The 26,228-nt window shown below is 37.0% G+C and carries 21 protein-coding genes; 13 read left to right on the forward strand and 8 right to left on the reverse strand.

Annotation, left to right across the window (positions count from 1 at the left end):
* Nucleotides 1-13 precede the first annotated feature (13 nt).
* Both M2265_RS15465 and M2265_RS15470 read right to left on the reverse strand, forming a co-directional pair.
* A complete protein-coding gene (locus M2265_RS15465; protein ID WP_132771689.1) occupies nt 14-1,423 on the reverse strand; it encodes a hypothetical protein in 1,410 nt (469 codons plus the stop codon).
* Between the two features lie 14 nt (nt 1,424-1,437).
* Complete coding sequence (locus M2265_RS15470) at nt 1,438-3,879, reverse strand: TonB-dependent receptor (RefSeq protein WP_132771690.1); 2,442 nt, start codon at nt 3,877-3,879, stop codon at nt 1,438-1,440.
* 152 nt (nt 3,880-4,031) lie between these two features.
* On the opposite strand from M2265_RS15470, the gene M2265_RS15475 reads away from it, so the two are divergent.
* Entirely contained in the window at nt 4,032-4,931 is a 900-nt protein-coding gene (locus M2265_RS15475; protein ID WP_132771691.1) for a helix-turn-helix transcriptional regulator, read from the forward strand.
* A 312-nt stretch (nt 4,932-5,243) separates the two neighbouring features.
* Here M2265_RS15475 and nagB read toward each other — a convergent pair whose 3' ends face one another.
* Together nagB and M2265_RS15485 are read right to left on the reverse strand one after the other, a co-directional pair.
* On the reverse strand, nt 5,244-7,163 hold the full coding sequence (gene nagB / locus M2265_RS15480) for a glucosamine-6-phosphate deaminase (RefSeq protein ID WP_132771692.1): 1,920 nt from the start codon (nt 7,161-7,163) through the stop codon (nt 5,244-5,246).
* Nucleotides 7,164-7,299: 136 nt separating this feature from the next.
* On the reverse strand, nt 7,300-8,451 hold the full coding sequence (locus tag M2265_RS15485) for a methionine aminotransferase (protein WP_132771693.1): 1,152 nt from the start codon (nt 8,449-8,451) through the stop codon (nt 7,300-7,302).
* Nucleotides 8,452-8,587: 136 nt separating this feature from the next.
* On the opposite strand from M2265_RS15485, the gene M2265_RS15490 reads away from it, so the two are divergent.
* Nucleotides 8,588-9,271, forward strand: coding sequence for a peroxiredoxin family protein (locus M2265_RS15490; protein WP_243655464.1), 684 nt, complete (start codon nt 8,588-8,590; stop codon nt 9,269-9,271).
* 51 nt (nt 9,272-9,322) lie between these two features.
* Here the strand turns inward: M2265_RS15490 and radA are convergent, their stop codons facing one another.
* Nucleotides 9,323-10,708 (reverse strand): DNA repair protein RadA, encoded by a 1,386-nt coding sequence (gene radA / locus M2265_RS15495; RefSeq protein WP_132771694.1) that lies wholly within the window; start codon nt 10,706-10,708, stop codon nt 9,323-9,325.
* Between the two features lie 97 nt (nt 10,709-10,805).
* Between radA and M2265_RS15500 the strand changes: the two genes are divergently transcribed.
* The 3 genes from M2265_RS15500 to M2265_RS15510 are packed head-to-tail and all read left to right on the forward strand — an operon-like array spanning nt 10,806 to nt 12,234.
* The gene (locus tag M2265_RS15500) at nt 10,806-11,306 is read left to right on the forward strand and encodes an RNA polymerase sigma factor (RefSeq protein ID WP_132771695.1); all 501 of its coding nucleotides are present in this window, start codon (nt 10,806-10,808) and stop codon (nt 11,304-11,306) included.
* Nucleotides 11,306-11,923, forward strand: coding sequence for a hypothetical protein (locus M2265_RS15505; protein ID WP_132771696.1), 618 nt, complete (start codon nt 11,306-11,308; stop codon nt 11,921-11,923). The genes M2265_RS15500 and M2265_RS15505 overlap by 1 nt, the downstream gene beginning before the upstream one ends.
* Nucleotides 11,924-11,955: 32 nt before the next feature.
* Nucleotides 11,956-12,234, forward strand: coding sequence for a DUF1294 domain-containing protein (locus tag M2265_RS15510; protein ID WP_132771697.1), 279 nt, complete (start codon nt 11,956-11,958; stop codon nt 12,232-12,234).
* Here M2265_RS15510 and M2265_RS15515 read toward each other — a convergent pair.
* A complete protein-coding gene (locus M2265_RS15515; protein WP_132771698.1) occupies nt 12,231-13,388 on the reverse strand; it encodes a dipeptidase in 1,158 nt (385 codons plus the stop codon). The two genes, M2265_RS15510 and M2265_RS15515, sit on opposite strands and share 4 nt — an antisense overlap.
* Nucleotides 13,389-13,393: 5 nt before the next feature.
* Nucleotides 13,394-15,163: a serine hydrolase domain-containing protein gene (locus M2265_RS15520; RefSeq protein ID WP_243655465.1), complete on the reverse strand. Its 1,770-nt coding sequence runs from the start codon at nt 15,161-15,163 to the stop codon at nt 13,394-13,396.
* A 105-nt stretch (nt 15,164-15,268) separates the two neighbouring features.
* Here M2265_RS15520 and xseA point away from each other — a divergent pair, with 105 nt between their 5' ends.
* Nucleotides 15,269-16,537 carry an exodeoxyribonuclease VII large subunit gene (gene xseA / locus M2265_RS15525; RefSeq protein WP_132771699.1) on the forward strand — a complete coding sequence of 423 codons (1,269 nt, stop codon included), beginning with the start codon at nt 15,269-15,271 and terminating at the stop codon, nt 16,535-16,537.
* Complete coding sequence (gene xseB, locus M2265_RS15530) at nt 16,527-16,742, forward strand: exodeoxyribonuclease VII small subunit (protein WP_132771700.1); 216 nt, start codon at nt 16,527-16,529, stop codon at nt 16,740-16,742. The genes xseA and xseB overlap by 11 nt, the downstream gene beginning before the upstream one ends.
* Here the strand turns inward: xseB and M2265_RS15535 are convergent, their stop codons facing one another.
* Entirely contained in the window at nt 16,743-17,438 is a 696-nt protein-coding gene (locus tag M2265_RS15535; RefSeq protein ID WP_132771701.1) for a FadR/GntR family transcriptional regulator, read from the reverse strand. It abuts the gene before it with no gap.
* A gap of 302 nt (nt 17,439-17,740) precedes the next feature.
* Between M2265_RS15535 and M2265_RS15540 the strand changes: the two genes are divergently transcribed.
* From M2265_RS15540 to M2265_RS15565, 6 genes are read left to right on the forward strand one after another with little or no spacing between them, the layout of a single operon-like run.
* Nucleotides 17,741-18,664: a dihydrodipicolinate synthase family protein gene (locus M2265_RS15540; protein ID WP_132771702.1), complete on the forward strand. Its 924-nt coding sequence runs from the start codon at nt 17,741-17,743 to the stop codon at nt 18,662-18,664.
* Between the two features lies 1 nt (nt 18,665).
* Nucleotides 18,666-19,781 (forward strand): hypothetical protein, encoded by a 1,116-nt coding sequence (locus tag M2265_RS15545; protein ID WP_132771703.1) that lies wholly within the window; start codon nt 18,666-18,668, stop codon nt 19,779-19,781.
* 21 nt (nt 19,782-19,802) lie between these two features.
* Nucleotides 19,803-21,032, forward strand: coding sequence for an MFS transporter (locus M2265_RS15550; RefSeq protein ID WP_221197955.1), 1,230 nt, complete (start codon nt 19,803-19,805; stop codon nt 21,030-21,032).
* Nucleotides 21,016-23,088, forward strand: coding sequence for a GDSL-type esterase/lipase family protein (locus M2265_RS15555; RefSeq protein ID WP_132771704.1), 2,073 nt, complete (start codon nt 21,016-21,018; stop codon nt 23,086-23,088). Before M2265_RS15550 ends, M2265_RS15555 begins: the two co-directional genes overlap by 17 nt.
* 5 nt (nt 23,089-23,093) lie before the next feature.
* Nucleotides 23,094-24,287, forward strand: coding sequence for an AGE family epimerase/isomerase (locus M2265_RS15560; RefSeq protein ID WP_132771705.1), 1,194 nt, complete (start codon nt 23,094-23,096; stop codon nt 24,285-24,287).
* A complete protein-coding gene (locus M2265_RS15565; RefSeq protein ID WP_132771706.1) occupies nt 24,277-26,226 on the forward strand; it encodes a family 20 glycosylhydrolase in 1,950 nt (649 codons plus the stop codon). Before M2265_RS15560 ends, M2265_RS15565 begins: the two co-directional genes overlap by 11 nt.
* Nucleotides 26,227-26,228: the final 2 nt, after the last annotated feature.

Raw genomic sequence — 26,228 nt, forward strand, 5'->3', positions numbered from 1 at the left:
AATACAGTTTATCCTAGTAAGCTCCTAAATAGAAACTACCTGATTGATTTTTTAATTTAGCTCCTTTTGTGATCTGTTTTGTTTTTGTATCAATGATATAAATATGACCATCGACACCATTTGGAGTCATCGGAACATATGCCAGATCCCCGATCACACCGATATTCTGGAATTGACCAAAAGTTCCTGTTATAGCTGTTACACCAGTTACTTTATCAGCCGATCTGCCAGAGAATCCGATATTAGTTTGGTTTTCAGTAGCCAATTTCACTGCTGTATTAGCCGTTAAATCAATTAAAGCCAAGTAACCACCATCAACACCTGTTTCTGTATACAAAACCAGACCGATATTATTTTTCACATGTCTCCATGCACGGATAGCAACATTATTACTTGTTCCTAAAGCTGTTTTTAAATCAAAATTATAAGCATTATCATAAGTTCCTGTAGAGCCGTTTATTCTTAAAATTTGTGATCCGGAAGTAGCCGTTGCTTGGTAAATATTTCCATCAGTACCCAAGTATTGCGTCATAGTACGGTATGAGTGATTGTTCGCTTTACCATTAGCAGCATAAATCAATTTTGGATTGTTTAAAGAAGGATAATCCACAACTAAAGTTGCAGTACCCAATTCATTTTTTCCTGACGTCCATACCTGATTTCCGTCGCCATTAACCGTAGATTGTTTAGTTACATCTGTTCTTGTTAAATTACAGCCGATAAAGATTTTTGTTTTTGAGGCATTCAAAATTGGCACATCGATACGACCGATCTGATAACCTGCTTTTGTTTGCTCTGCAGTAAACGGAATTGTAAATTCTGTCTGACGGGTAATCTGAGGATCATTCAAATTCAACACAGCAATTTTTGCAGTACTTGCAACATTAACAAAATCTGCACCTGCGCCCTCTTTCGAACCTGTAACTTTAGAAGATGCATATACACCAACGCCAATACCTTCTGCTGCAACTACCCAACGAGGTGCTGTACCCAAAATAGGTTCAGTATTCACTTCTTCACGTGTATCAACAAAGCTCTTACCTCCTTCAACTTTGTATTTATTAAAAATTCCTCCGTCATTACCTGTGTATTGAATATTGTATAAGAAATTTCCATTGACAGAGCCCTGCACCCGCGCCGTACGCTGCGATCTTAAGCCATATCCATTGGCAAAGACATTCACTTCAAAATTTGCATCTTTTGCTTGTTCCGGCGTGATCGCAAATGCCATCGTACCACCATTTCCTGCTGTTCCTTCAGCATCTGGAAATGCACCTGTTAATGTAATATATTTACGGTCTGCCACATCTGGTCCTGAAGCCTGTTGACCAGCATCAACACCCTCACTTTTTTTACAAGAGGTTAAAGCACCGATTGCGATTGCAGTACCAAGTACCGCTGTCTTAAAAAATTTCGTTTTCATGTGAATTTTTGTATTTAAAATTTATTGATCGTATAATTTAATTTAATATAAAAAGCTCTTCCGGGTTTTTGAACACCAAAGTTGTCATACAGTTCAGCATTCAATACATTTTTACAGTCCAAACTCGCAACTAGCTTACCGCTAGGAAAACGGTAACTTGCTCCTAAATCATGCGCGAGTTGAGTTGGTGTTGTAAACCACTCCGATTCAATCCAAATGGTACTAAACGGAGCCACATAGCCCACATTGTAATATAAATTAACCACTGATTTCTTTTGAAGGATATTGTTCATGCGATACTGCACATTACCATTTACAGTGAAAAATGGTTCATTAGGAATTTGTTTGTCATACAAACTATGTGGATTGCCCATTTCATCCGACTTCACTTTAAACAATGAATTGAATTTGGAGAAATTTACCATAACATTTAACCGATTATCAAAAACATAGTTAACCTCTGCCTCATATCCAATTGACTGCGTTTTAGAAAGATTAACAAATTGCGTTACCTGAATATCCTCGACCTGTTCTTCTCTTCCCTCTACGACTTCCTCTGTTCTAGTCTGCTGAATAATTTTATCATAACCGTTGCGCCAAAACATATTTCCATATAATGACAACTTATGTTTACCTACTTCAAGTGCTCCATATCGAGCGCCCAGATTATAATTAATAGCACGTTCAGGCAAAATATCCGGATTAGCCAAAACGTTGCTCTCAGGTTCTCCATAAACATGACGATCTGTAGGCATAATGAAAGATTTTTCGGCCGAGACAATAATAAAACCTCTTTTTACAGCCTCATATGATAGGGTCCCGCCAAAACCTTTATTGTTTCTCTTTATTTTGTTATGTTCATACACCATTGTTCCATCCTTTTCGCCAGTTGGTGTACGCTGATCGGTGTGATACAAGGCATATTTACCAAATATATTGGTTCTTAATTTACCATCTAAGAGCTCAGATTCATAATTCAGGCCCCAGATATTAGTTGTTGTATTATTATTAGTGATCCAGCGGCTACGTGCTGGATTTAACAAATCCTTATCTTCTCTATTCGTTTTTTCAAATTTATGGTTCAATGAGATCCGTTGACCTGAAAAGATGGTATAGGCTAAATTTGAACGAACATTAGAAATATTCCGATCGATATCAGAAATAACAGCGTCGCCCTGTTGTCCCTTGCCGGGTTCATATCCATAAGTTTCCGGTGGACCTTCCGAATTCTTCACCAATAAAGTTCCGTCCCAGTTATATCTCAAACTCACCGTATCCTGCAAATATGTATTTCGTTTACTATGAACAGCATTCACATTAAGAGATAGTCCATCAATAAATAGATTTTTCTTATTATAGTTTAAACTAAATACGTGAGCTTGATAGTCATTAAAACGACCAAAGTAGGGTTTGGTCATCGTAATACCATGTGGAACCTCCTTATGGGAATCGGAAATATTATACCCTAAGAAAAATTGATCTGCCCACTTGACATTTGTAAAACCGAATTCAAAACGTCCGCCTACAGTTTTAAATTCATCATTTGCACGTTTAACTCGATAATAACGGTCTACTCTTCCACCGGGTCTGGTATATTTCGAAAATTTGCCCCACATTTCGTAGTTATTATCTGAATGACTGTAAAAACCCGATACTCTAGCTGTAAATCCATTTTTCTGATTTCTATATAATCCACCAATATCTGCCCTGTAGGTATTAAATGAACCATAAGAAACTGCGGCTGTAATATTATTTGAAGAGGCATCTTTTTTCATGATAACATTGATGGCACCTCCGATATAGTTCCCTGTTAAATGTGAAGGTAACACGCCTTTGTATACCTCAATACGCTCAATCATGGAAGGTGGGATATTATTCAAATTGAATGAGGATCCGTAAGTGGAGATCTCTATACCATCCAGGAATAGTCCAATAGTACTTCCCGACATGCCATTGAGGTTATATTCAATTGGCGAACCTTCTCCTCCATTCTGGCGAACACGCACTCCCACTGCTCTATCCAGTAATTCATTGGTTGTTAGATTTCGTAAAGAAGCTTCCTTAGTTTCAATCACCGCAACGGCAAAACCACTTGTCTCAATCTCTTTTTTTACTGACTTTTTTTCTATTCGGACTTCATCTAAAGAACGATCACCTTTAGGGTCCACATAGATATGAAGATTCTGTAGTTTTTTATGAACATTGATCTTAACTCTCTTCGAGTGGAATTCAACAGAACTTACAGATATTGTTTGCTCACCATAAGGAACATTTTTAAATTCATAATCTCCCTTAACGGAAGATACTGCCACAATGTTGCTGTTTTCTATACGAATAGTAGCATGTGAAACGACGGTGCTGTCGGCTAGATAAATAATTCCTTTAATTGTACCTGTTTGTGCTGAGGCAGATAATGCTAGGATAAAAAGCACAAAGGTTGTGTAAAAAATTTTCATTAATTGAGATTAATTCTTAACTTCGAATATTCGCTTAGAACGAGTCTAAATAAATACAGCGTCGCAAATATAAAGCTCTTCTAAATACAGAAAAGACGTTATTGGAAATAACGATGACGTATTCCGAAAAATCATAGCACTATTGAATTAAAATGATTAGTACTGTACTAGATAATAATTACAATCTTCAAAAAATATCAGAACATATCCATTTTGATGAGTTAAGTCCCTACAAAGGCTGTAAATTCAAGATCCATGAGGATGTCTATGTAAGTATAATTGCAACAAAAGAAACGAGCTTTTATACCACGTCAGCTACTGAATCATTTAAGCTACAGGAAGGATACAGCTTTTTGAAATACTTGTCCAAGGATACCTTAATCGAAATCAAATCATTAGCAATAAATAGTAAGTGCCTATTTATTATCTACAGTAAAGACTTTATTGATCGTTTAGGGACTGAAGAGCACAGGTTTTTCCAGTTAATTCAAATCTACACGCCGCATACAATACAAGATGTGGCGATCCATTCTTCCGTTGTTGAACTGTTGCAAGTCAATGGCCCTGCTTACTTAAGGAATATTCAACAGAAATCGAAAGTACTTGAAATATTTTTCAAACAGCTTACTTTCATTTCCAATCTCCAAGAAAAAGATACCGTTAATCTTCGATTAGAAGAGATAAAGAAGGTTGAAAAAGCAAAAAAGTTGATTGACGAAAACATATCCAATACGTATACCATTCCAGAATTATCAAGAATCATTGGCACCAATGAACAATATCTTAAACAGCATTTCAAACAGCAGTATGGAATGACGATTCGAAGCTACATCTTGAAAAATAAGATGAACCACGCGAAAGAACTATTGCTGAAAGGAGATCATAAAGTGGCTGTCATTGCAAATAAAATCGGCTATAAACACGCGACTCATTTTACAACTGCTTTTAAAAGATATTTTGGCTTTTTACCAAATTCAATCAGATTCAATTGGATAGCCTACTTATCACCTTACTATCTAGATTTAGAATTAGAATTGCTCTGTATTCTTTAAGCAATCTCAATTAGATGCACTAAAAATTTTCAATGATCATGGCCTTTTTCCTGTGCAGGATAACCATAGGATCCCGATTTGTATCTTGACTACTATAATCCACTATAAGTCCAGCATAATAGTATCTATACTTACCTAAGCCCCATCTGGAAACTAGCAAATTATAAGCTCAGTACAACTAAAGCTATATCATCAATACAATTTGCAAATATGAATGAAGAGGCCGAATCAGCTTTGATGAAAAAGTGCTTACATATAAAACAAAAAAGGCTCTCCTAAAACGGAGAGCCTTTTATTAGTTATTTAATATAATTAGAATTCCCATCTTACGAAAGCTTCGATTGCCTCGTAATTAGCTAATCCCAATTGATCATATAATTCTGCAGTTTCGCTGGTACGATCTTCTGCACGTACCCAGAATTCACGAGGATCATCTCCAGGGAAAACTGGAAGATCTTTCTGTGATTGGTGCTTAAAGATAGCCAAACGCTTGCGGTATACCTCTTGTGGCGATAATGGAACAGCCATTTCAATTTCATGAATTGGGTATTCATGCCACGCTCCACGGTACAACCATAACCAACAATCTTTAGTCCACTCATCAGTCGCTTTTAAACGTCTTAATGCTTCAAACAAAATATTAAAACATACTTTGTGTGTTCCATGTGGATCCGCAAAATCACCAGCTGCAAATACCTGATGTGGCTTTACCTGACGTAATAATTCCATTGTTTGCTGGATATCATCTTCGAAAGAAACATCTTTTGAGAATTTCTGTCTATCGTAAAAAGGTAAGTCTTGGAAATGGATATTTGTATCTGGTAAACCTACAAAACGAGCGCCAGCAATAGCCTCTCCTTTACGGATTAATGCTTTGATCTTACGAACAATCTCTGTATCGATCTGGTTTGGTTTTTTAGTTTCAAAAATCTCACGGCTTTCTTTATACAACGTTGAAATTTTTGATGCATCAATTCCCATCTCTTTTGCAAAATCTTCTGCAAATTCTAAATAGCGGATAACATCATCATCCCAAACAGCTGTATTACCACACGTTTGATAAGCAACATGTACATCATGTCCTTGATCTGCTAAACGAATAAATGTACCACCCATAGAGATTACATCATCATCAGGGTGCGGAGAGAATACAATTGAAGTTTTCTTAGCCGGATTAGCACGCTCAGGTCTTTGTGAATCATCAACATTTGGTTTACCACCTGGCCAGCCAGTAATGGTATGTTGCAATTCATTAAAAATACGGATATTGATATTGTAAGCAGGACCTGATTGGGTTACCAACTTAGCCATACCATGATTATTATAATCTTCTTCTGTCAGTTTCAGAATAGGCTTCTTAATTTCTAAAGACAACCAAACAACTGCTTTTTTAATTAAAACAGGTGTCCATTCAATATCTTCAGCCAACCAAGGCAAATCGAATCTTGTTAATAACGAAGCTGATTCTGTGTCTAAAATGAATTCTACATTATCAGACAGTTGCAAATAAGTTGCTGGAATCTCTGATGAGATTTCACCTTCTACAGCTTTCTTAATGATTTCAGCTTTGTTACCACTCCAGGCCATCAAAATGATCTCCCGAGCTTTAAAAATAGTACCGACACCCATCGTAATTGCTTTACGAGGTACATTTTCTTTACCACCAAAATCACGAGAAGCATCACGACGTGTCAAATCATCTAATGTGACAACACGTGTACCCGAATTAGGAGCAGATCCCGGCTCATTGAAACCGATATGACCTGTACGACCAATTCCTAAAATTTGAATATCTAAACCACCTAAGTCAGTAATTTTTTGCTCATAAGCTTCACAAGCGGCATTGATCGCGTCTACTGCTAATGTTCCATCAGGAATATTAACGTTTGCTCTTTCAATATCAACATGATCAAATAGATTCTTATTCATGAATGTCACATAACTCTGTGCGGCATCTGGCTGCATCGGATAATATTCATCCAAGTTAAACGTGATGACATTTTTGAAACTTAAACCTTCTTCTTTATGTAAACGGATTAATTCAGCGTAAACTTTAACGGGTGTTGCACCAGTAGCAAGACCTAAAATTGCATTTTCGCCATTCTCTTGCTTTTTGCGAATGATATCCGCAATACGCTTTGCAACAACTTTGGAAGCTGTGCTTGGATCAGGATACACACTTACAGGAACTTTTTCAAAGCGTGTTTCTTCCAATAAATTTAATCTAGCCATTATTAGAATTAGTATTGATAGGGTGAATTACAAATTTATAAAATATTGTAGCTTATTCACCATATTTTATAAGATTTTAAATCGTTTATAGCAAAAATGCAAATGCACACGATTGCTAAAACGTTTATTTGAAGTATTATCTAATATTATTAAGTAAATCAATGGCTTGAATGAGCGTTTCAGATCTTTTAGCAAAACAAATCCGCAAAATATACTGATTTGGATCTGCCGTATAAAACGCTGAAATCGGAATTAATCCGATCTTATTTTCGACAATCATACGTTCAGCAAATAAGAGGTCCTGTTCCTCCGAAATTGAACTGTAATCAACATTCAAAAAATAAGTACCATTGCTCGGTAATACGGTAAATTTGGAAGATGATATTCCAGCAATCAGGAAGTTTCTCTTCTGTTCAAAGAAATCTCCTAAACCTAAATAACTTTGTGAATCTTCCAGATACTTGGCAATAGCCATTTGAACTGCACCATTGACACTAAAGACATTGTATTGATGGATTTTTCGAAATTCTCTCGTTAATTCAAGGGGTGCTATACAGTATCCCACCTTCCAGCCAGTTACATGCAGTAGTTTTCCAAAAGATGCAATGACAAAGCTTCTTTGCCTTAGCAAGGGATGCGCTAATAAAGAATAGGGCTTTCTGCCATCATATACGAGGTGTTCATACACTTCGTCGCTCAATACAAATACTTGTGACGACGCTACGATCTGAGCTAATGCTTCGATATCATCCAGTTCCAGTTGTCGACCAGTTGGATTATTAGGGTTGTTAATAATAATCAGTTTCGTTCTGGCATTCACTAGACTTTTGACATAATCCCAGTCAATAGTAAAATCAGGTGCTAAAAGAACAACAGGTATAACCTTTCCTCCAAATAATTCAACAGTTGGGGCATAACAGTCATATGCTGGTTCAAATATAATGACCTCATCATCTTTATGAACAACTGTAGCTATAGCAGTGAAAATAGCTTGAGTCCCTCCCGCTGTTACAGTAATTTCATCCTGAACGTCGACCTCTATCTGATGGGTATTCATAACTTTCAAGGCTATTTTTTCACGTAAGGGCAAGGCTCCCGGCATTAATGCGTATTGATTAAACCCATCATTCATATAATCCTTTACAAGAGTGATTAAATGTGGATCAGTATCATAATCAGGAAAACCCTGTGCCAGGTTTAGTGCACCATACTGTTGCGCGAGCGCAGACATTTTACTGAAAATTGTTGTTCCCACACGTGGAAGCTTAGATTGAAAGGTTGAATTCATAATAGTCTGAATAAAGAAATGCTAAGATAATATTTTGGAAAAGTTCGCAATCAATTGTAAAAAGAATGTATAAAAAACAAATATAATCTACCTAAGCGATAGATTATATTATATTTGTAATAAAAATGCTCAAATAATGATGAAAAAATTTTTTATATACTTCTTATTTTGCTTACCCCTTATAGCAGCAGCACAGAAGAAAGAGTTAACTAAAGAGGATTATATCGCTCGTTTAAAAGCCAATCCAGATTCTATTTCTACATTGGTAGATTTAAGAAGAGTTGGTGGCTATACGCCAGAATATCAAGAATTACAAAGCTTATACAACACCTTAGGCAAAAACGTTAAAAATTCACAAGAAGGTCAGGAATTTAAAACATATCTTGAAGCACTTTCGAAAGTCGAAATCGGAAAACAAGCTCCCGAGTTTACGCAAAATGATACCACGGGAAATCCTATTAAATTAACCGATTTCAGAGGGAAGTTTGTCCTACTAGATTTTTGGGCTTCATGGTGTCCTGATTGTCGGGTGCAAAGTCCTGACTTAGTCAAAACCTATGCGACCTTTAAAGATAAAAACTTCGAAATATTAGGAATTTCTTTTGATAGAGACAGAAACTCTTGGATAAAGGCCATTCATACCGATAAGTTACATTGGAAACATGTTTCGGACCTAAAGCGTTGGCAAAATGATGTGGGAACATTATACGGCGTCAAAGCTATCCCACAAAATGTGCTGATTGATCCTTCTGGAAAAATCATAGCCAGAAATATACATGGTGAGGAGTTGAATAAGAAACTGAAAGAAGTATTAAAATAAATAGAAAAGGGAGCGATTAATAATCGTTCCCTTTTCTATTTATAACTCATGTTAACCAAAAAGAGCTCGGAATACATCCTCAAGAGTTGCAACCGGACGAATAGCGATATTATACTTTTTAGGATCTAACCCCTTTGTATTAAACTTAGAAATAAAGATTCCTTCAAAACCTAATTTCTCAGCTTCAGCGATGCGCTGCTCAATTCGATTTACAGCACGAATTTCTCCAGAAAGCCCGACCTCACCAGCAAAAGTGATGTTTGTTTTTACAGCAATATCCTGTTGTGACGAAATAATAGCGACGATGACTGCTAGATCTATAGCAGGATCTTCCACTCTTAGTCCACCTGCAATATTTAAGAAGACATCTTGCGCACTCAATCTGAAACCAAAACGTTTCTCCAAGACAGCAAGTAACATACTTAATCTTTTAGTATCAAATCCAGTGGAAGTACGTTGTGGATTTCCAAAAGCAGAATTACTAACCAAGGCCTGCACCTCAATCATCATAGGACGTGCTCCCTCCAGCATTGCTGCGATAGACACCCCACTAACCGGAGCATCGCGTTGCGAAATCATAATTTCAGAGGGATTGGAAACCTCTCTCAGACCTGAACCCTGCATTTCATAGATACCCAACTCTGAGGCCGAACCAAACCGATTCTTCACAGCTCTCAAGATACGATAAACGTGATGCCGATCGCCCTCAAACTGTAAAACAGTATCGACCATATGCTCTAAAACTTTAGGTCCAGCAATAGATCCATCTTTAGTAATGTGACCAACAATTAAAACTGGAGTACTCGTTTCTTTGGCAAAACGCAACAACTCTGCTGTACATTCCCGAACCTGAGACACAGAACCCGGCGCAGATTCTATCTGCGACGAATGCAAGGTCTGAATGGAATCGATAACGATTACATTGGGTTGCACAACTTCTATCTGTTTAAAAATATTTTGTGTAGACGTTTCTGTTAAGATATAACAATTCGCATTAGATGATTGCGACAACCGTTCCGCCCGCATTTTAATCTGTTGCTCACTCTCTTCTCCTGAAATATACAGCGTCTTTACCTGCGGAATGGATAATGCCAGTTGCAACATGAGCGTAGATTTCCCAATACCCGGTTCTCCACCGATTAAAACCAAAGAACCTGGAACAATCCCTCCCCCCAAGACACGGTTAAACTCCTGATCGGGTGTCAGGATACGTGATTCATCCTGATAGACGATTTCATGAATAACAGCCGCTTTATTTGCGCGCTTGGGTGACGATGTTACCGATGTACTGCGCCATTCAGGGACTTTAGATCCTGATTTCTCTACCACTTCTTCTACGAGAGAATTCCATTGCTTACATGAAGGACATTGCCCAAGCCATTTTGCGGATTCAAATCCACAACTTTGACAGAAATATGCTGATTTTGTCTTTGCCATTGTACGAATTTACCACTTTTTAAACGGCAACATTTAGGTTATTAAAAAATCTTACAATATTTTGTAACAAGAATCAGAAGTTATCGACTTATCGAATATGAATTTGGAACAGGAGTTTATTATCCTTTTAGAAAAAAATCAAAATATCGTACATAAAATCTGTAAAATATATACGGATCAAGAGGATATGCATAAAGATCTTTTTCAAGAAATAACGATTCAGCTTTGGCATTCTTATCCTAAATTCCGAGGCGAGGCAAAATTTAGCACCTGGGCATATCGAATTGGGCTAAATACAGCGATATCCCTATTTAGAAACAAAAAAAGGACTTTACCAATTATTCCCTGGGACCAAAATTTAGAAAAAATATCATACGAGGAATACGATCCAGAAAAAGATGATCAGCTCAAATATTTATATGAAGCGATCCACCATTTGAATGATATTGAAAAAGCACTCATATACCTTTATCTGGAAGATAGGGATTACACAGAAATCGCTGAGACACTTGGCATCAGCGAAGTGAATGCTCGCGTTAAAATGAACAGAACAAAAACAAAATTGAAAGAGATTTTAAAAAAGAAAGGAGCTTTGTAATGGATGAGTTAGATCAATTTAAAAAACAGTGGAAGGAAAACGAAAATTTCATGAAACTCAATCAATCTGAGATCAAAGCTATTCTTCATAAAAGCTCTAAATCGATTGTTAAATGGATATTTATTATAAGTCTTATTGAGCTGACTTTAGGCATTGTCATATCTCTACTATTGCCCGAATCAGATCGAGAGCACTTAGCATTCTTTAATTTTATAGGCTACGCTTCAGATGTCGTATTTTATAGTGGAATAGCTTATTTCATTTATAACTTTTTTAAATCCTATATCTCGATATCAAGTACAAGCAATACCAAGAATTTATTAGTCAACATCATGATGACTAGAAAACATGTTGAAAAATACATAAAATTCAATATTTATTTTATTATCTACTCCTTTTTGATAGCCTTTATAGAATTAACAATAAGTAGAATGGATGTAAGTACAAAATGGGGAGCTAATTTCTTTATGACCATTGTCTTTGCTGTTTGCATAACTTTAGTTGCCTATTTCTTTATTTCCATATTTAAATTTTACTATAAAATCGTTTACAGAAGATTGCTCAAAAAATTGAATCATAACTACGAAGAGTTAACACGCTTAGAAGAGGAATCTTAGAAAAAAGAAATCTATTATTACCTTTACAAACTATGCAGCAGACTATTATTTTCTATCTTGTATTCGTTAATCTTCTTACTTTTTTACTTTTTTATCTTGATAAACGAAAAGCGGTAAATAAAGTCGATAGAATCTCGGAGAAAACACTGCTAAGCTTTTGTGCCATTGGGGGTAGTTTAGGAGGGTTTCTTGGCATGCAGCTATTTCGCCATAAAACTAAAAAGAGAAGCTTTCTGCTTCCCTTTTTTATTATTGTTATTCTACAGGTAGGGGGTGTCTATGGATATGCAAACTACCATTATGTGATCTAGTTTTCATTTTCTTTTAGTATTCTTAAAAAGTTTAATCCCATAAGCTTTTCAAGGTCCGACTGATCATAGCCCCTTTTCAGTAAAGCCTTTGTCAAATTCGGTAATTTACTTACATCTTCTAATCCTCGAGGGGCTGACTCTATACCGTCATAGTCAGATCCGATGGCAACATGATCAATACCAATTTTTTGCACCAGATAATCAATATGATCCAAGAGTAAAGACAAAGGCACATCTGCAATATGTTTATTTTCCACAGACAATATCCCATATTGATCAGAAGCAGAGAGGGTATAATCGCCTTGAAGACCAAATTGCTTCTTGTACAATTTTTTGACACGCTTTTCATAATTTTTATCCAGAAAACCAGAGTAAAAATTAACACCTACCACTCCCCCATTTTTCTTCAGAGCTTCCAACTGGGCATCTTTTAAATTTCGGAAATGAGGAGTTAATTTGTAAGCATTACTGTGCGACACCAGTACCGGTTTGGTCGCGACATCCAATACATCATAAAAAGTCTTTTCACCAACATGTGATAGATCTACCATCATGCCCAGTTTATTCATTTTTCTAACAACATCCTTACCTAAGGATGATAAACCCTTACCATCCTGTGATGTCGTTTTGAACTCTTGAGCGGCCGCAGTAGCCCAAGATAAATTATAATTCCAAGTGAGCGTCATGTACCGGGCCCCTCGATGATAAAGAGCTTCTAAATAATCAATATTAGCCTCTATCATATTTCCGCCTTCTATACCGATAAGCGCTGCTACTTTTTCATTTTTTGTAATACGCTCAATGTCATCACTATTTTTAGCAAGCTCAATCTTATCGGGGTTTCTGTTCAGCACTTTTTCAAGAGCATCAATTTGATCATTAGCATGTTTAAATGCTCCCGATTTCCATTTTTTATCATCCGACCATACCGCAAAAACCTGTACATCGATACCACCTTCAATCAATCTTGGAATATCAGTATGGTTTACCGTTAACCGCTGACTGATATCAAGACCGGGTAAGACCGATGTAATAATCACATCATTATGGCCGTCAACAACGATCATCTTTCGATGAATAGTTTCATAATCCTGTGCCTTCACAATTTCAATCCCTGATAACACGATTGCCAATGGTAAAATGTAATTTTTCATAAGAACTATTTTTTACCTGCTGCTATGGCTTCATAAATAGCGTCTTGAATCCTGCTTCTGATATTGAGGTTAAATAATTTAGTCGAAACCTGAGGGTGAACACGATTTGACAGAAATATATAAACCAGCTGATTAGCAGGATCAATCCAAATACAAGTACCTGTATAGCCCGTATGTCCATAAACAGTTGCATTTGAAAGTTTTGACGGATACTCATTTTTCAGATTCGGATCCCAACGGTCAAAACCTAAACCTCTCCGACTTGTTAAGGATTGTTTTGATGTGAACAGATCCACTGTCTTTGTCTCAAAATAACGTTCTCCGCCATATTCACCTCTATTTAATAGCAGCTGTCCGTAAATTGCCAAATCATTTGCAGTAGCAAATAGACCAGCATGCCCCGCCACTCCGCCGGCCATTGCCGCTCCTTGATCATGAACATATCCCTCCAAAAGCACTTTTCTAAAAGAAGTATCCTGCTCCGTCGGAATAATGTCCTGTTTTGCAAAACGATCCCTTGGGTTATAACCAGCTGTCTTCATACCTAATGGGCGATAGAAATTATCCTGCACATACTTTTGCATCGGTATAGCAGTTTGATGCTCCGCAACCTCTTTCATCACGTACATACTGATATCACTATATACATAATTTCCTACAGGTTTCACCTCTGAATGTAACATCTCAGGCCACATGACATCCCGGTAATAATTATTGACCAGATAACAGCTATCAGCCACTTTTACATGATGAGTCGGTGAATCATAAGATTGTAAATCGCCAGGTTTCAAATTTCTATAAAAAGGAATAAAAGGCGTAAATCCGGCTTCATGTAACATCACACTCTTTAATCGGATATCCTTTTTATTTGTAGCCTTAGCTTGCCAAAGGTAGTCCCCGATAGGCTTATCTAAGTCAACAATTCCCTGTTCGGTCAAACGCATAATTACAGGAGTAGTACCTGCAATTTTACTTACTGAAGCCAAGTCAAAGATATTATGAATAGTTGTTGGTTCTTTTTTACTATAAGTATGATATCCGTAGCCTTTTTCAAATATTACCTGACCATTCTTAATGACCATGACCACAGCACCAGGTGTTGCCTTTTCAGCGATTGCTTCCGTTGCTATTTCATCAATTTTTTTACTTAATCGATCGATGTTGATCTCATCATTCGCGTGCACTCCATATTGGATACGAGTCTGACTAGTCGCTTCACCCATACCTTTCATAAAACTGCTGGAATAAGTTTTCTGTAGTTTATTAAAAGCAGATAGCCCCCCGAAAATTGTCATAGCTGCATTATTCTGCGTTTCGCGAGAAAAATGATCATTCCACAAAATTGGGACTTTCACATTATTCAGCAAAGACAATACATCCCCCTTTCCAAACACAGCAAGAATAATCTTCTTATTATTCATTTTTGCTTGAACAAGCTGTTCTATAAATGGAAATGTTAATGCTTCAGCTTTAACAGCCGCTATAACAAGGTTACTATATTTAACTTGTTCATCAAAATTCCCCAAACCTGCATAAGTTACAGCAGCATAACGGGATATCTGATCATTAAAATCACGGAATAAGCTAGAATCCTGTGTACAAACAGTAATCGTATACTTGTCCAATTTACCTAAAGGAAGTACAGCATCGATATTATTAAAAAGAACGGTTTCATTTTTAATAGTCGATTTATATTGCGCATTTACAAGATTCATTTGGAGAAATCCTACTGCAAAAATCCCTGCAATTAGAAGTTTTATTCTACTTATCATCATCTGTTTAAAAAGGGTTTATATGTAAATGTACAAATAAAAGAAATACAATCATGCACAAAAACGCATGATCAAAATATTTACATTTAATAATCTTATCTTTGATATATGCCGGAGGTAGTAGAAAATAGAACCATTTTTTCATTGTTAGAAGTAACGCGTAGCATCCAAAAAACTATTGCTGAGCGTTATAAGAGTTTGTATTGGATCAAAGCAGAAATGAATAAACTCAATCATTACTCTCATTCTGGACACTGCTACCCGGAGCTTGTCGAAAAGACTGAAGGAAAGATTGTGGCCGAGATCCGATCCATTTTATGGAAAGCAGATTACCAAAGAATCAACACGCAGTTTCTCAAAATTGCGCAGGAACCTTTGCGAGAAGGAATTACCATGTTATTTCAAGCTAGTATTTCTTATGATCCGATGTATGGTTTAAGTTTACGAATTGTCGATATCGATCCCACTTTCACTTTAGGAGAACTAGAAAAAGAAAGAATAAATAGTATCAATAAACTAAAAGAAGATGGGATTTTTGATTTAAATAGAAATCTACCTTTTCCCACTTTACCCAAGCGGCTAGCAATTATTTCTGTCGAAACTAGTAAGGGTTTATCCGATTTCTATAAAATTATCAATCAAAACCCTTGGGGATATAAAATAGAACAAACCCTTTATCCCGCCTTATTACAGGGGGACAAGTCCGTTCCGTCAATCATCAAACAATTATCAGTCATTGCAGAGCGCTCCGATGCTTACGATGCGGTTGCCATTATTCGTGGTGGCGGAGGGGAAGTTGGCCTTTCCAGCTACAATAACTATCTATTGGCTAAAGCGATTGCAATCTTTCCACTTCCCGTTTTAACTGGCATCGGTCATTCTACCAATCTAACTGTGAGCGAGATGGTTGCTTATAAAAACGCCATCACACCAAGTGAATTAGCTGATTTTCTAATTCAAAAATTTCATAATTTCGCCATTCCTTTAGATCAACTGACAACGCGGATACTGCAAAACACCACAACGATTTTTAAAGGTGAAAATGAAAAATTAAAATCGCTTGCATCAGATATTAAATGGTCTTCACAGCGATCAATTCAGCAATCGAAAGTCGATTTAAACTCATTTGAAAAGGATTTAAAAATAAATATTGCCTACATCTTCCGTCAAAAATTTACCACCCTGGATCATCTTGAAAAAATGATCCAATTGGCAGATCCAGTCAGACTTCTAAAAAAAGGATATTCCATTACACAGGTGAATGGAGAACTTCTTGTATCAGTCGATCAGATTAAAAATAACGATATATTGACAACGCAAGTTTGGGATGGTGAGATTATCAGTGTAACTCAAAAAATTAACAAAAATGGAAAATAAATATACATATACCGACGCATTTGAAGAATTAGAAAAAATCGTCCAGGAAATTGAAACAGGTAATACAAATATTGATGCGCTTTCCGAAAAAATTAAAAGAGCATCAATATTGATTCAAATTTGTAGAGCACAGTTAACATCCACTGAAGAAGAGGTCAATCTTTTATTAAAGAACCTGACCCCTATCGAAAATGAAGAAGAATAACTAGTGTTTCAATAAGCGATGATAATGATTATCGAGATGTTTTCGCATCCCATCTCTAAAGGAGGAAACATCTCCTTCTTTCAGCAATACAATCAATTGCTTATGCGAAATAAAATCATTGGAAAAAAATTGTTGATTCAATAAACCACCATCGTGCACATATTGAAAAATTGGCAGTAACAACTCCTGGAATTCCATGAGCATCTTATTGCCTGAAATCTTATACAGCTTTCCATGAAAAGCGACTTCTTCCTGTATAAGGAATGATCGTCCGTCACTATTGCCCATCTCCATTTCAACAATTTCTTCCAGCTCAGCAATATCAGCTGCCGTTACTCTGTCAAAAATTAATTCCGCCATTCCGACCTCCAAAGCGAGCCGCATTTCAAAAATATCTTTCAACGTATCATCATCCAGCATAGCCGGATGAAAAACTTTTTTTAAAGGAGTCAATAAGTTAGGATTCGTCAAAACTGCTCCCTTATTTTTTCGTGACTCAATTAACCCCATCATACGTAACCGTAAAAGAGCCTCTCTAATAACAGTTCTAGATACACCAAAACTTTCAGAAAGCTCCAATTCCTTTGGCAATGACTCTCCAATCTGAATATTACGAGCTCTAATTAAATCAATAATATGATTTTCTACTTTGTCTACTAAACTTGAAGTATCAATGCTCTCAAATTTCTCTAACATCGGACTTTTTATTATAATTTCTCACCATCTATCTTAGTCTGTACAAATGTTACACTTTTTTTTATCATTTACTTGCTATAGTAGAGATAAAAGAATAATTTTAATCATTCAAATGTATGACATAATGCTTTATTGTACTTTTAATCAAAATAGTATATGTTGCTAACGACGTCAAGAGTAACAATATCGTGGGTAAACTCATAATAAATTAAAATACGTTATTAATTGAGCCTATCGAATATGTCACACAAATGATAAAAGGAAATAATTTAAAGACCAATTATAAAAAAATATTTACACGCATGAATAATCACAAATTACAGGGCTTAATTGCGGCGCCTTTCACACCAATGCTGGCAAATGGTGATTTAAATCTTGAATCTATCCCTGCTTATTATCAGTTACTGAAACAAAATCAGGTAGCTGGTGCATTTATCTGTGGGTCAACGGGCGAAGGTGTTTCATTAACCTTTGATGAAAGGGTAGCTATTATGCAAGCTTGGGCAAAAGCAACTGCCAGTGATAAAGAGTTTAAAGTAATTACACTAGTAGGTGGAACAAATATTAGAGAATGTTGTTTACTTGCCACAAAAGCTGAACAGATCGGTTTGTTTGGCATTTCATTTACTTCACCTTTCTATTTTAAACCTGCCAATGTAGAACAGTTAGCGAAATGCTGTGAGGAAATTGCAGCAGCTGCACCTAAAACAGCATTCTATTATTATCATATTCCAGTATTAACAGGTGGAAATTTTGCAATGATCGATTTATTGAAAGCAATTGATGGTAAAATTCCCAATTTTGTAGGAATAAAATATACACATGAGGACTTTATGGATTATCTCTCATGTCTAAATTTTGCCAATCGCAAATATGATATGCTATGGGGCAGAGATGAAAACATGTTATCTGCACTAGTCCTTGGTGCCAAAGGAGCTGTGGGAAGCACCTATAATTATGCTGCTCCTCTTTATCGAGCATTAATTGATGCATTTGATCAGGGAGATTTTGAAAAAGCAAATGCTTTACAGCAACAGTCAATTGATATGATCACTTTATTAGGAAAGTATGGTGGTATTGCTGTCGGAAAATCTTACATGAAACTCATAGGTTTAGATTGTGGAGCGTTTAGATTACCTGTTCGCAATATGACAGAAAAAGATTTTGAAAGATTTAAAGCCGATGTTGCATCGCTAAATTTTTCAAGTTTCAAATCAACTTTATAACATGATGAAAACTATTCCTCTTATCTTAAGCACACTCTTATTTATGCAATATAGCACAACAAAAAATGTAGAAGAGATCACTTGGTCTGTTTCGGACTCTCTACCCAAAACGATTACCGGTCAAGTGCAACTTGGTGTTGCAGGACCTGTTGTAGGAATCCACAGCAATCATTTACTGATCGCTGGTGGCGCAAATTTTCCAGAAAAGATGCCTTGGGAAGGAGGAATAAAAAAATACCAGCATACAGCATACATTTATGCTATAAAAGATCACAATTTACAATTAAAAAATACAATCTCGCTAAACACTTCTACTGCATATGCCGCAAATTGCAGTCAAGAAGAGGGAATTTATACCGCAGGTGGAGAAAATGAAATGGGAGTTTCTTCACAATTTCAGATCTATAGCTGGAACGGAGAACAAAACAACTTCCAAGTAAAAAAGCTTCCCGAACTTCCAATTCCTTTAAGCAATGCAAGCCTGGTGGCAGACGATAACAAGCTCTACTTAATAGGTGGAGAAAATGCGGCGCTTGTTTCAGATAAAATATACCTATACGATCAAAAATGGCAGGAGTATATGCGTCTTCCATATCCATTAACACATACTGTAGCACTTGTTAAAGATCACTTTCTTTATCTATTTGGAGGGCGTACCAGACAGCTTAATGCGATCAGTACATTATATAAAACCTGTTATAAAATTGACTTAATAACAAAAGAGATTATCCAGATCGCCGATTTGCCAGAAGCTCTTTCCGCAGGAACAGGATTCGCAGATAATAAAGGTAACCTATTCTTAATTGGCGGTGATAATGGTTCCACCTTTCACAAAGTTGAACAGTTAATTCTAGATATAGCACAAGAAATAGCTCCAGATCGCAAAGAAAAATTAATACAAGATAAAGCAATCGTGCAATCCAATCATCCAGGTTTTACCAAAAATGTATTGCAATATGATGACCAACTAAACAAATGGCATGTCGCCAGCACTTTACCGACAGGATCACCTGTTACCACAACTGCTGTCTTTCATGACCAACAAGTTTATATTCCATCGGGGGAAATTAAAGCAGGTATTCGATCTGCAGGAATATTAACAGGTACCAATAGATAACATCTAAATATAAACCAAATCATGATACAAAATAAAAAATATTATCCTTGGATTGTTGTTGGCCTACTTTGGGTGGTCGCATTACTCAATTACATGGACAGGCAGATTCTATCGACCATGCGTCCGACGATGCAGGTCGATATCACTGAATTACAGTCAGCAACTGTCTTTGGACAATTAATGGCCATTTTCTTATGGATCTATGGACTGATGAGCCCTGTTTCAGGGATACTGGCCGATAGACTTAATCGCAAATGGCTTATCGTAGGCTCTTTATTTGTTTGGTCATTAGTCACCTCATTAATGGGATATGCTACAACCTATCCGGAATTAATGATACTTCGCGGTATTATGGGCGTTTCCGAAGCCATCTATATTCCAGCAGGACTATCACTCATCTCGGATTTTCATTCTGATAAATCGCGTTCATTAGCAATTGGTATTCACATGACTGGTTTATATACAGGCCAGGCATTAGGCGGATTCGGGGCAACATTAGCAAGTTCTTATTCTTGGCACAGTACATTCAAAATATTTGGTTTAATAGGAGTATTATATGCTATTGTCCTCATGTTCTTTCTAGCAGAAGCTCCGGTAAGAACGAAAAAATCAGAACAAACAGAAAAACCCATCAATAGTTTCAAAGCTATAGGTATGCTCCTGAGCAATATATCGTTTTGGGTCATCTTGTTTTATTTTGCGATACCAAGCTTACCAGGCTGGGCGACAAAAAACTGGTTACCGACTTTATTTTCAGAGAACCTCAATATATCGATGTCGCAAGCGGGTCCATTATCAACAATCACAATCGCGATATCCTCTTTCTTAGGGGTTATTTTTGGAGGTATATTATCTGACCGTTGGATACAAAAGAATGTAAAGGGCCGTATTTATACATCTGCAATTGGTTTATTGTTAACAATTCCGGCTATGTTCTTAATCGGATATGGGCAACATATCTACCATGTTGTAGGCGCAGGATTAATGTTCGGTTTTGGCTTCGGCATGTTCGACGCTAATAATATGCCTATTCTTTGCCAATTTGTTCCGAGTAAATTCCGTGCAACAGCATATGGGATCATGAATATGCTTGGTGTTATGGCCGGTGCATTTATTACTAAAGTATTGGGGGCGTCAGCTGATGAAGGTAAACTAGGAAAAGATTTTGCTCTTTTGGCTGTCATTGTATTTGTCGTTGTCATCATTCAACTTGTTGTATTAAAGCCAAAATCAAATGCTTCGCTGGACTAAAAAAATAATTTTAATCACATCTATTACGGTGTATTCCTCCATCGCATTGTATGCTCAGAAAAGAGTGGCATGCATTGGCGATTCAATCACCAAAGGATTAGGTTTAAAAAAGGAGAATAAAACATATCCCCAACAACTTCAAGAGTTATTAGGATCAAATTTTATCGTCCAAAATTTCGGATTTAGTGGTGCCACATTATTGAGCAAGGGACATAAGCCCTATGTCGAAACCCAGGAATATAAACAAGCACTGGCATTTCATCCTGACATTGCGATTATAGCATTGGGCGTAAATGACACTGATCCTCGAAATTGGCCCAACTATGGCGATGAATTTGAACAGGATTACAGTACACTTATCAGTAATCTGAGAAAATCAAATCCCGATGTCTCCATATATATTTGTACCCTTACCCCTATTTTCAGCGGTCATACACGTTTCTTGTCCGGTACAAGGGATTGGCATCAAGCCATCACTGCGTTGATACCAAAAATTGCCAAAAATAATCAAGTTAAACTGATCAACATCAATGAACAATTAAAGAGCAGAATCGATTTATTCGAAGATAACATACATCCAAATGTTGAGGGAGCGACCATAATTGCCAAACAGGTAAACCAAGCGATACAGGGAAGCGTGCAACCTCTCTCCGTTAAGGCTAACTTTGGAGATCATATGGTCTTACAACGAAACCGAGAAAACCCTATTTTAGGAAAAGCATCATGCAATACAAAAATAGCGTTAAGATTCGATCACAAAACCTATCAAACTCAGTCCGACAAAAATGGTGATTGGTCAATTCTTCTTCCCAAAAGAAGTGCCGGAGGTCCATATGATATTCAGATCCAAACGGAACACGAAGAGTTAAAAATTAACGACATACTTTTTGGCGATGTATATCTAGCATCTGGACAGTCCAATATGGCATTTGAGCTAAAAAATGCACGCGGAGGAGACAGTTTAATTCAAATGAATGCACCAAAAGTAAGGTTGTTTAAAAATAACAATTTCGTCAAGACCAATCCGACATCCTGGGACTTAAATACACTTGAAAAGATTAATAAATTAGAGTTTTTCAGTGGAAACTGGACTTTACCAACACAAGAAAATAAGGCAAATTTCTCTGCAATAGCTTATGCTTTTGCGCTCCATGTATCTTCTAGAACCAATATTCCAATTGGTATAGTCGAACTGGATGTTCCTGGATCCAATACCGAATCATGGATAGACCGTACAACATTAGAGCAAAATAATCTACTAGCAAGCTACATCCATAGTTGGAGGAAATCCGATTTTATACAGGATTTTTGCCGCAATAGATCTGATCAAAATCTGGCACTGTCCTCCGCAAAATATCAACGTCACCCTTATGAACCCGCCTACAATTTTGAAGCCGGTATGTCGCATTGGTTACGTACGCAATTCACAGCTGTTTTGTGGTATCAAGGAGAAAGCAATGCCCATAACATTGAACTACACGAGCTATTATTTAAAACACTTGTCAGTTCATGGCGCCAAAATTTTAAGCAAGACCTTCCTTTCTATTATGTGCAACTATCAAGTATTGAACGTCCTTCATGGCCGAGATTCAGAGACAGTCAGCGCAAATTGAATACAGAACTTGAAAACACCTATATGGCTGTTTCATCAGATGTAGGTGATCTTTCGGATGTCCATCCTAAAAATAAGATCATTATCGGAAACCGATTGGCGAATCTAGCCCTTGCTCACGAATACAAATTCAAAATCAATGCAGATTATCCAACATTCGACCACTATACCATAAAAAACAATATGATCAAGGTCTACTTTAGAAACTGTAAATCACTTAAAACAAACAATAATCAACCTTTACAGGGATTTACCCTGATCGATGAAAAAGGATATACCTTGCAGCCTGGAAAAATATCAATTCAAAAAAATTGTGTATCGATTGATTTGCCAAGCGATAAAATCATAACTGAAATCCGATACGCATATTCACCCTATAGCACCGCAAATTTGCAAAATGAGGCAGAAGTACCAGCTTCAACATGCAGTTTTAAAATTGACTAAAAACGATGTATACTTTAACACAACTCGAAGAACTCGAAAAATTTTATAAAACACAGCTTCTAGAAGATACTGTTCCATTTTGGTTTCCAAAATCATTTGACCATGAAGACGGTGGATTTTTACTCATGCGCGATCAGGACGGAAGTTTAATTGATGATGACAAAGCAGTTTGGATTCAGGGACGAGCAACCTGGTTACTGGCAACACTCTACAACACAGTAGAACCCAAACAAGAATGGCTAGATGGGGCTAAGTTAGGCTATGATTTTATCCGAAAACATTGCTTTGATACTGACGGTCAAATGTTTTTCCATGTCACTAAAAATGGTGAAGCGATCCGTAAAAGAAGATATTATTTTTCAGAGACTTTTGCCGTTATTGCCTTTGCTGCCTATGCAAAGGCCTCAGGCAGTCAAGAAGCTGCGGAACAAGCTCGTGCTATTTTTGGGAAATGCATCCAATATGCTTCCGGAGAAATCAAATTAGCTCCTAAGTTTACAGACACAAGGCCTTCAAAAGGTATCGGAACGCCGATGATCATGATCAATACGGCACAGCAACTACGTGACACAATCGGTGACCCTCGCTGTGATGAAGCCATTTCCACTTGGATCAAAGAAATTGAAACCAATTTCGTAAAGCACGACCTCAAGGTGGTCATGGAGCAAGTGTCACCGAAAGGAGAAATCATCGATCATATAGATGGCAGAACCTTAAATCCCGGCCATGCCATAGAAGGAGCTTGGTTTATTCTGCATGAAGCGCAATACCGCAACAACGATCCAAAGCTCATCGAGTTAGGCTGTCAGATGCTCGACTATATGTGGGAAAGGGGTTGGGATAAAGAATTTGGTGGTATTTTATATTTTAGAGATTTATACAATAAACCTGTACAAGAATATTGGCAGGACATGAAATTCTGGTGGCCTCAAAACGAAACTATCATTGCCACGCTGCTCGCGTATTTATTGACAGGAAACGAAAAGTATGCCGACATGCATCAAAAAATACATCACTACGGCTATGAAAAATTTCACGATCAGAAGCATGGCGAATGGTTTGGATATCTCCATCGGGATGGTTCAATTGCACAGACTGCGAAAGGAAATCTATTCAAAGGACCATTCCACCTTCCACGTCAGGAATGGTATTGTTGGACAATCCTTAAAAACTTCTTAAAAGATAAAAATGAATCTTAAACTCAAATACCTTAGCATTTTACTTCTTAGCATCAGTTTTTTTTCAATTTCGTCTGCACAAGAAAACTTAATTCCATTACCGATCAACATGGAATTGGGGGAAGGTATGCTTGATCTGAAGAAGGGGATTGTTGTAAATGAAAATAATACAGCACTAACGAATGAATATCAACTGGCCAACACCATTCTTGCAGATTGGAAAATAGGAACTAAAAAAGCTGGTCATAACAACAGTCTGCCGCTCCTAACACTTGAGCTATTAAGTGGTTTATCCGAAAATAAGGAAGCTTATCATTTGAAAATTGATGAGAAAGGAATCCACATAAAAGCACACAATAATGCAGGCATTTATTACGGACTACAAACATTAAGACAATTTTCAATTCAACAGAAAAAGCTTTCATTTTGTGAGATCAATGACAAACCGGCATTCTCATGGCGGTCCTTTCTAGTTGATGTCGGACGTAATTATCAACCTCTTGCTATGCTAAAAGAGCAGGTTGATATCATGGCACGTTATAAATTAAATATTTTACACTTTCATTTTACAGAAGATATCGCTTGGCGTTTAGCCAGCAAAAAATACCCGGATCTTACCGATCCATCTTACATTACCAGAGGTAAAGGTGAACATTATACAGAAAAAGAGTTTAAAGAACTAATAAATTATTGCAAACTACGCCATATTTTGCTTTTACCTGAAATTGATATGCCAGGACACAGTGATGCTTTCAAAAGATATTTTGGAGTAGGCATGCAAACGGACTCTGGTATGGTATATATTAAGGAGCTTTTAAAAGAATTCTCAGAAACCTATACCGATCTCCCCTATCTGCACATTGGAGGTGATGAAGTAAAAATCAGCAACAAAAACTTCATTCCTGAAATCACACAATACGTTGAAGAATTAGGTTATAAAACAATTGGCTGGGATCCAGGCAGTAACCTTATGCCACAGACCATTCGACAACTGTGGATGGGTGGCCCCAAAAAAATTCTAGAACAAGGGGACCATGTATTTATCGATTCCAAACATCTCTATATAAATCATATGGATCCTTTGGAAACTGTAACGACCTTATTTCATAGAAAAATTGGCGAACAAGATAAGGAACATAAAAATCTGATCGGAGCAACCTTGTGTTCATGGCCAGATCGTGTAGTAGCCGAACCTCAGGATATGTTTGTCCAAAACGCCATATATCCCGCTCTTGTCACATTTGCAGAACGCAGTTGGCGAGGTGGTGGTATAGCTGGCTGGACATGTAATATTGTGCAAGAAAGTCTTCCTGCTTATCAGGAATTTAAAGCATTTGAAACTAGGCTGCTCCATCATAAAAACAGCTATTTTACTGATAAACCATTTCCCTATGTCAAACAAATAGGATTAAAATGGGAACTGATCGGACCCTTTCTAAATGAGGGCAATCTTGCAAAAACATTTCCAATAGAATCGAAACCATTTGCACCTGATATAACAGTTACAAAAACAATAGCGGGAGGTACCGTGATCCTGAGACATTGGTGGGCAGACATCATACCTGGTGCCCTTAATAATCCACAAGAGAACACAACTTGGTACGCACGTACCAAGATATGGAGTGAAAAAAGCGAGCACAAATTATTCTGGATCGGATTCAACAATCTATCCCGATCGTATGCAAGCAATACACCCCAATTACACACTTGGGATGATCTTGGAAGCCAAGTCTGGGTCAATAATAAAACGATCGAACCGCCTATTTGGAAGCATGCCGGTGCAAAAGGAGATTTAGAGACTCCTCTAGTAGATGAAGGTTACACCTATAGAGCGCCAACAAAGATTTTATTGAAAAGAGGTTGGAATGAAATTTTAATCAAATTACCGATCAGCGATTTTAAAGGAACCGATTGGCAAAATCCAGTAAAATGGATGTTTACATTTATACAGAGTAATTAATA

Source organism: Sphingobacterium kitahiroshimense (assembly GCF_025961315.1).
Lineage (GTDB): Bacteria > Bacteroidota > Bacteroidia > Sphingobacteriales > Sphingobacteriaceae > Sphingobacterium > Sphingobacterium anhuiense.